We start from the raw sequence: 7,068 nt of genomic DNA, 5'->3' as shown, positions 1-7,068 counted from the left end.
GACAGCGGCTCGTCCATCAGAAATGCCTTGGGGTGGCGCACGATTGCGCGGCCCATCGCCACCCGTTGACGCTGGCCTCCCGACAACTGCGATGGCTTGCGGTCCAGAAGCTCGGTCAGGTCAAGCGTTCTGGCCGTCTCCTCGACCTTCTGGGCTATCTCGGCCTTCTTCATCTTGGCCAGCGTCAACGGAAACCCGATGTTCTGCCGCACCGTCATGTGCGGGTACAGCGCATAGGACTGGAACACCATCGCGATGTCGCGGTCTTTGGGCGCCTTCTCGTTCACCCGTTCGCCACCGATACGGAGCTCACCGGATGAGATGTCTTCAAGTCCGGCAATCATATTCAGGGTCGTGGTCTTGCCGCAGCCGGAAGGCCCGACCAGGATCAGGAATTCGCCGTCGTCGATGGTCAGGTTCAGGTCGTGCACCGCCGTCGCGCCGTCGGGGTAACTCTTGCTGACATGGTCCAGCACAATCTCGGCCATCGCGTTATCCCTTCACGGCGCCAGAGGTCAACCCGGCGACGATTCGTCGTTGGAAGATTAAAACAAAAATGATGATGGGCACCGTGATTACCACCGCGCCGGCCGCGATCGACCCGGTCGGCTCCTCGAACTGGGAACTGCCGCTGAAGTTCACGATCGCCACCGGTGCGGTGATGGCCGCTTTGGTGGCCGTCAAAGTCAGCGCCAGCAGCAGGTCGTTCCAGGCGAAGATGAACACCAGGATCGCCGCCGTCACCACGCCAGGGGCGGCCAGCGGCACGATCACCTTGCGGAACGCCTGAGCCGGTGTGGCACCGTCCATTTTGGCCGCCTTCTCCAGATCCCAAGGGATCTCCCGAAAGAAGGCTGACAGCGTGTAGATCGCGAGCGGCAGCGCGAAGGTGATGTAGGGCAGGATCAGCCCCGGCCAGGTGTCGAACAAGCCGATGAAGCGTTCGATGTTGAACAACGGCGTCACCAGTGAGATGGCGGGAAACATGGTGATCAACAGGGTGGCACCGACCAGCCAGCGCTTGCCGGGGAAGTCCAGCCGGGCGATCGCGTACGCCGCCATGGCGCCGAGCACGACCGCGATCGCGGTCGTGGTCAACCCGATCCCGACCGAGTTGATCAGCGCAGAACTGAAGAAGTCACCGCGGAAGATCCCGCGATAGTTGTCAAAGGAGACCGTCGACGGAATCAGCTTGCCGTCCTTGATGGTTGAGCTCGGCTTGAGGGACAAGCTGAAGATCCACAACACCGGAAGAAGCGCGTACAGCACCACCAGGGTGTCGATGACGGCCCAGATCGCGCTGCGCCGCATGCCCGTCGAGACGCCCGCCCCGTCAGCGGCCATCAACGTCACCCCCGGGGGCCGCCGCGCCGAAAACTTTGATGAAGAGCAGGGCGATCAGGCCCACACAGAAGAAGATCAGCACGCTGATCGCCGAGCCGAGCCCGACGTTAAAGCCCTTGAACAGGTTGTCATAGCCCAGCATCGACACCGATCCGGTGTTGTTGGCGCCGTTGGTGATCACGTAGATGTTGTCGAAGATGCGGAAGGCGTCCAGGGTCCGAAACAACAGCGCGACCACCACCGCCGGCTTGATGATGGGCAGGATGACTCTGGTCAGCCGCCGCCACGCACCCGCCCCGTCGACTTGGGCGGCTTTCAGCAGGTCCTCGGGGACCAGGGCCAGACCGGCCAGCAACAGCAGCGACATGAACGGTGTGGTTTTCCAGACTTCGGCGACGACGACTATCGCCAGTGACGGAATCTGTTCGGTCAGCGGCGCACTGCCCTGCGGTAGCAGGTTGGCCAGATAGCCGGTCCCCGGCGTCCATGCGTAATACCAGCTGTACGACGCGACCGCGGTGACGATGCCGTACGGAATCAGCACCGCGGTCCGCACCAGGCCTTTGCCGACCAGGGTGCGGTGCATCACCAGAGCCAACGTCAGGCCCAGTACGAATTCGAGGGACACCGAGACCACCGTGATGCCCAGGGTCACCGCCAGCGCGGTCCACCAATAGCGGTCGGTCAGGATCGTCACGTAGTTGTTGAGGCCGACGAATGCGGTGTCGCCCGGAACCGCAAGGTTGTTGCGCTGCAAGCTCAACCACACCGCGTAGCCGATCGGGTATGCCGTCACCACCAGCATCAGGATGGCCGCCGGAGCGACCAGAACAAATGCCAGTCGCTGCTCGGAGGGCCGGCCGCGCAATCCCGGCGCAGCTAAAGATGAACGCGGGGCGCGGGTTTCGACCGTGGCCGTCACGGCAACAATCCCTTCCCGTCGATCGCCTTCTGCACCTGGGCAGTGAGTTCGTCGGCGGTCCGCTCGGGGTCGATCTGGTTGATCGGGCTCAGCGTCGCGGCGAGCCGGATGGCCACACCCTGGTACACCGGGGTTGCCGGGCGCACCGCGGCGTCGGTGAGCTGGCGGCGAATGATGGTGTACATCGGATATTTGGTCTGGAATTGCGAATCGGAGTACAGCGAGGTGCGTACCGGCGGCAGGCCGCCTGCGATCGAAACGTACTTCTGGTGCGCCATGTTGCGCAGGCAGCGGATGGCTTCGAACGCTTCGGCACGGTGCCGGGTGGTGCTTGCCACCGCCAGGTTCGCCCCACCGATCGTCACCTTGGCCGGACGGCCCGGCGCCACACCAGGATACGGCGCGAAGCCGAACACTTTCTGGCTGGCTTGATAGGCGATACGGAATTGCTCGTCACTGGGCACGAATGTCCCGGCGTCGTTGATGCTGCCGGCCAGCTTTGGATTCTGGTTGAGCGGCAAGAAGGGCACCCCGCCCTTCACCGCGTTCTCCAGCATGGACGCCAGCGCGTACGGCCAGTTGACCGCGAGCGCCGCCCTGCCTTGTTCGACCGCCAACCGCGCGGTGCTCTCGTCGGTACGGCTGATCGACGGATCGGCGCCCGGCGCGACGGCCACCGACTTCAGCACGCGCAGCGCATTGACGGTGGCCGCCCGGTGCGCCGGCGTGTCGGTAAGCGTCACCCGGCGACCATCCTCGGAGAGCACCTGACCGCCCCCGCTCACCAGCAGCGTGTTGAACCAGACCACCAGACCTTCACCCTCGTTAGCCTGGACGCCGATCCAGCTGGGCTGCCCCGCGGCGTGCAATCTGGTGGCCTCGGACACCATATCGTCCCAGGTTCGCGGTGGCTGGGTCACCAAATCGGGCCTATACCAAAGTAATTGGGTATTCGTGGTGATGGGCGCGCCGAACAGCTTGCCCTGCCAGCGGGCAGTCGACAGCGGGCCCGGCAAGGTATCCACCGTGGCGTCGGCCTCGGCTCGCCCCTCGGGGTCGGCGGCCAACGGCAACGCCCAGCCCGCCTCGGCGAACTCGGCCGTCCACACCACGTCCAGCGACATCACATCCAGCGTGCGGTCACGGCCGGTCAGCCGGCGGGCCAGCTGCAACCGCTGCTCGCCGGGCGCTCTGGGCAGACTGATCTGTTGAATCGCGAAGCGGCCACCGAATTGCGTCGTACAGTCCTGGGCCACCGCGCTGAACGTCGCACGGTCGGCGGCCGTCGTGTAGAAGCTGATGACCAGCCCGTGGCTCCCGGAAGCGCAGGCCGACACAGCCGAGGCGATGATCAACGTCGCCAGCACGATTGCGCCTATCCGGCGTACGCGCCCGCGACGATTCACCACTAATTCACACCTCTCGAGCGCGCCTCAGATCGCCAAGCGCGCCAACAGGTCTCGCGCCTTTTCTGCATTTTGCGGATCACAGAGCACGTCGTAGCGCCCGGCGACCAATTGCATGGTCGAGCTGAAATCCCTTGTGCCACGGGCCATTGAATAGGGAACAGCGGAAGTGATCAGCCCGAAGAAGACACCGGCGACCAGACCGGTGGCCAGGGCTCCCCACGGGTTGGGGCTGAAGAAGCCGAGCACCAGCCCGATGAACAACCCCAGCCATGCCCCGCTCAGTACGCCGCCGCCCAGCACCTTGGGCCAGGTCAGCCTGCCGGTGACCCGTTCCACCTGCATCAGGTCGACGCCGACGATGGTTACCTGCTGCACCGGGAACTGTTGATCGGACAGGTAGTCGACGGCACGCTGCGCCTCGGCGTAGGTGGGATAGGACCCGACCGGCCAACCCCTGGGCGGCGTCGGGAGTCCGGGCGCCCCGCGGCGCCCCGACGCATTGGAGGGCGTCGAGCCGGGAACTTGCCCGGGCTGGAATGGATTAGTCATTGCAACTCATTGTCCTCCGCCTCGGCCAGCGTTTCATCTCAGGGCCTCTTCACCCTATCCCGCGGCTTTCGGCCACCTGCGGAAAAAGGGACCTCCCAGGCGGAGCTGCCCGATTCCGACCACGGCGAGGTTCAGTCGGGCTCGCGTCGAACTGGTGTGGCGCCCTGGCCCGCCCGGCGGCGATTCGCGGCGGCGCTGCCCCCCTGTGCATGGGTTAGGTTGAATACCATGACAGTTCCCGGGCGCGGCTTCGAAGAAGGCGCCCACGACGACGAGACTGACTCGGCCCGTGCCGACAGCGGAGCGGCCGAGCAGCCTGATGCGTCCACGCCGTGGGAGCCGCCCGCACCGCCACCCCCGGCCGAGTCTGCGCCGCCGGTGTACCCGCCGTCGGGATATCCCGCCGGCTACCCGTCCGGGTATGGGCCTTACTACCCACCGCCGGCTACTCCCCCGCCCGGGTACGGGCAACCACCCGGGTACGGGCAACCACCGGGGTACGAGCAACCACCAGGCTACGAGCAACCACCAGGTTATGGCGCATCGGCCTATCCGTCGGGGCCTCCGCAGTACGGCGGCCCACCCGCCGGCTACGGACCCCCTGGATATCCGGGCGGCTATTACCCCGCGCCGGACTACCAGAGCGACTATGGACTTGCGCGACCGGAGAAGGCGGGGACGAACGCGCTGGCGATCGCCTCGCTCATCGCATCCTTCACCGGCCTGCTGTGCTGCGTCGGGTCGATCGTGGCCATGGTGCTGGGCGCTATTGCCCTGGATCAGATCAAGCGGACCCGACAGGACGGGTTCGGCCTCGCAGTCGCCGGCATCGTGATCGGAATCGCCACTCTGGGCGTGACTTTGGTGTTTCTGCTCTTCGCGCTGCATACGCGTTAACGCCTCAGGCCCGTGGCGATCGCGCCCGGCTCGTCTGCCATCGGATCGGCGGCTGCCTAGGCTTTACTTCCATGGGATCGGTCAACAGGGTGTATGTCGCGCGGCTGTCGCGGATGTTGGTGTTGGGCCCGCTCGGCGAATCCGTCGGGCGAGTCCGAGATGTGGTGATCAGCATCAGCATCGTGCGCCAGCAACCGCGCGTGCTGGGGTTGGTCGTCGACCTGGCCACCCGGCGCAGCATCTTCATCCCGATCTTGCGGGTCGCCTCCATCGAGCCCAACGCCGTCACGCTCAGCACCGGCAATGTGTCCTTACGCCATTTCGTCCAGCGGCCCGGCGAGGTGCTGGCGATCGGCCAGGTGCTCGACACCGTCGTCAAGGTCAACGACCCCGAACTGCCGGAGCTGGCCGGGCTCGATGTGGTGGTCACCGACCTGGGGATCGAGCAGATCCGGACCCGGGACTGGATGGTCAGCCGGGTCGCCGTGCGCAGCCAACGCCGGCTGGGACGGAGGGGACCCGTGCACGTTGTCGACTGGCACAACGTGCAGGGCTTGACCCCGTCGGCCCTGGCGCTGCCGGGCCAAGGTGTGGCACAACTGCTGGATCAGTTCGAGGGCCGCAAACCGGTCGACGTGGCCGACGCCATCCGCGGCCTGCCGGCCAAGCGCCGCTACGAGGTGCTCAAGGCGCTCAACGACGATCGGCTGGCGGACATCTTGCAGGAGTTGCCCGAGTTGGATCAGGCCGACGTGCTGTCCCAGCTGGGCACCGAGCGATCCGCCGACGTACTCGAGGAAATGGATCCCGACGACGCGGCCGACCTGCTCGGGGTGCTGAATCCGACCGACGCCGAAATGCTGCTGAAGCGCATGGACCCCGGGGATTCCGCCTCGGTACGCCGGCTGCTCACCCACTCGCCCGACACGGCGGGCGGCTTGATGACGTCGGATCCGGTGGTGCTGACCCCGGACACGGCGGTCGCCGAGGCCCTGGCCCGCGTCCGCGATCCCGATCTCACCGCCGCGCTGGCGTCCATGGTGTTCGTAGTGCGTCCACCCACGGCCACCCCGACCGGGCGCTACCTGGGCTGTGTGCCCCTGCAGCGGTTGCTGCGCGAGGCGCCGGGCGAACTTGTCGGCGGCATCCTCGACAGTGATCTGCTGACCCTGACACCGGACACACCGCTGATCGCGGTGACCCGCTACCTGGCCGCGTACAACCTGGTGTGCGGCCCGGTGGTCGACGCCGAGAAACACCTGCTGGGCGCCGTCACCGTCGACGACCTGCTTGACCACCTGCTGCCGCACGACTGGCGGGTGGACATGCAGGAACTCGACACCGGGAGCCCGCTCGAAGGACTGGGAGGATCCGCGTGAGCAAATCCCCGGCCCCGCGCGGGCTGTACACCCCGCGGACCTCGCGCAGGTATTCGCCGCGGGTGGATCCCGAGACCGTCGGGCAGTTCACCGAGTCGATCGCGCGATTCTTCGGCACCGGCCGGTATCTGCTGCTGCAGACGATCGTGGTTATCGTGTGGATCGCGCTGAACTTGTTCGCCGTGAAAATGCGGTGGGATCCCTACCCTTTCATCCTGCTGAACCTGGCCTTCTCCACGCAGGCCGCGTACGCGGCGCCACTGATCCTGCTGGCCCAGAACCGTCAGGAGAACCGGGACCGGGTGGCGCTCGAGGACGATCGCCGTCGTGCCGCGCAGACCAAGGCCGACACCGAATACCTGGCCCGCGAACTGGCCTCCGTGCGGCTGGCCGTCGGCGAGGTGGTGACTCGTGAATACCTGCGTCACGAGCTCGATGACCTGCGTGAACTGCTGGCCAATTTGCAGCCGGAAACGGCGGATGCCGAGCCGGTTCAGGGTGGCGATGGGCTGGAGAGAACAGCTAAGAAAACCAGGTGAGAACCGTTTAGACCATTGCGCCACTCGTG

8 protein-coding genes are annotated in these 7,068 nt (G+C 66.0%); 3 read left to right on the top strand and 5 right to left on the bottom strand.

The window, feature by feature from the left end; all coding sequences use genetic code 11:
• The 5 genes from A5625_RS15465 to A5625_RS15445 all read right to left on the bottom strand — a co-directional run.
• Nucleotides 1-488, bottom strand: a 488-nt coding sequence (locus tag A5625_RS15465; RefSeq protein ID WP_156748262.1) for an ABC transporter ATP-binding protein, incomplete at its 3' end; no start/stop codon positions are given.
• A gap of 4 nt (nt 489-492) precedes the next feature.
• A complete protein-coding gene (locus tag A5625_RS15460; protein ID WP_066995306.1) occupies nt 493-1,344 on the bottom strand; it encodes a carbohydrate ABC transporter permease in 852 nt (283 codons plus the stop codon).
• Entirely contained in the window at nt 1,334-2,266 is a 933-nt protein-coding gene (locus A5625_RS15455) for a carbohydrate ABC transporter permease (RefSeq protein ID WP_369830014.1), read from the bottom strand. The genes A5625_RS15460 and A5625_RS15455 overlap by 11 nt, the downstream gene beginning before the upstream one ends.
• Nucleotides 2,263-3,675 carry an extracellular solute-binding protein gene (locus A5625_RS15450; protein WP_066995303.1) on the bottom strand — a complete coding sequence of 471 codons (1,413 nt, stop codon included), beginning with the start codon at nt 3,673-3,675 and terminating at the stop codon, nt 2,263-2,265. The genes A5625_RS15455 and A5625_RS15450 overlap by 4 nt, the downstream gene beginning before the upstream one ends.
• 24 nt (nt 3,676-3,699) lie before the next feature.
• On the bottom strand, nt 3,700-4,224 hold the full coding sequence (locus A5625_RS15445; RefSeq protein ID WP_066995300.1) for a general stress protein: 525 nt from the start codon (nt 4,222-4,224) through the stop codon (nt 3,700-3,702).
• A gap of 228 nt (nt 4,225-4,452) precedes the next feature.
• Here A5625_RS15445 and A5625_RS15440 point away from each other — a divergent pair, with 228 nt between their 5' ends.
• The 3 genes from A5625_RS15440 to A5625_RS15430 all read left to right on the top strand — a co-directional run bounded on the left by A5625_RS15440 (nt 4,453) and on the right by A5625_RS15430 (nt 7,039).
• Nucleotides 4,453-5,121, top strand: a complete 669-nt coding sequence (locus A5625_RS15440; RefSeq protein ID WP_369830013.1) for a DUF4190 domain-containing protein — start codon at nt 4,453-4,455, stop codon at nt 5,119-5,121.
• 71 nt (nt 5,122-5,192) lie between these two features.
• On the top strand, nt 5,193-6,500 hold the full coding sequence (locus tag A5625_RS15435; RefSeq protein ID WP_066995294.1) for a magnesium transporter MgtE N-terminal domain-containing protein: 1,308 nt from the start codon (nt 5,193-5,195) through the stop codon (nt 6,498-6,500).
• Nucleotides 6,497-7,039: a DUF1003 domain-containing protein gene (locus A5625_RS15430; protein ID WP_066995291.1), complete on the top strand. Its 543-nt coding sequence runs from the start codon at nt 6,497-6,499 to the stop codon at nt 7,037-7,039. The genes A5625_RS15435 and A5625_RS15430 overlap by 4 nt, the downstream gene beginning before the upstream one ends.
• Nucleotides 7,040-7,068: the final 29 nt, after the last annotated feature.

It is taken from the genome of Mycobacterium sp. 1465703.0 (genome assembly GCF_001672975.1).
Lineage (GTDB): Bacteria > Actinomycetota > Actinomycetes > Mycobacteriales > Mycobacteriaceae > Mycobacterium.
This window is presented reverse-complemented; position numbering and strand designations above follow the sequence as displayed.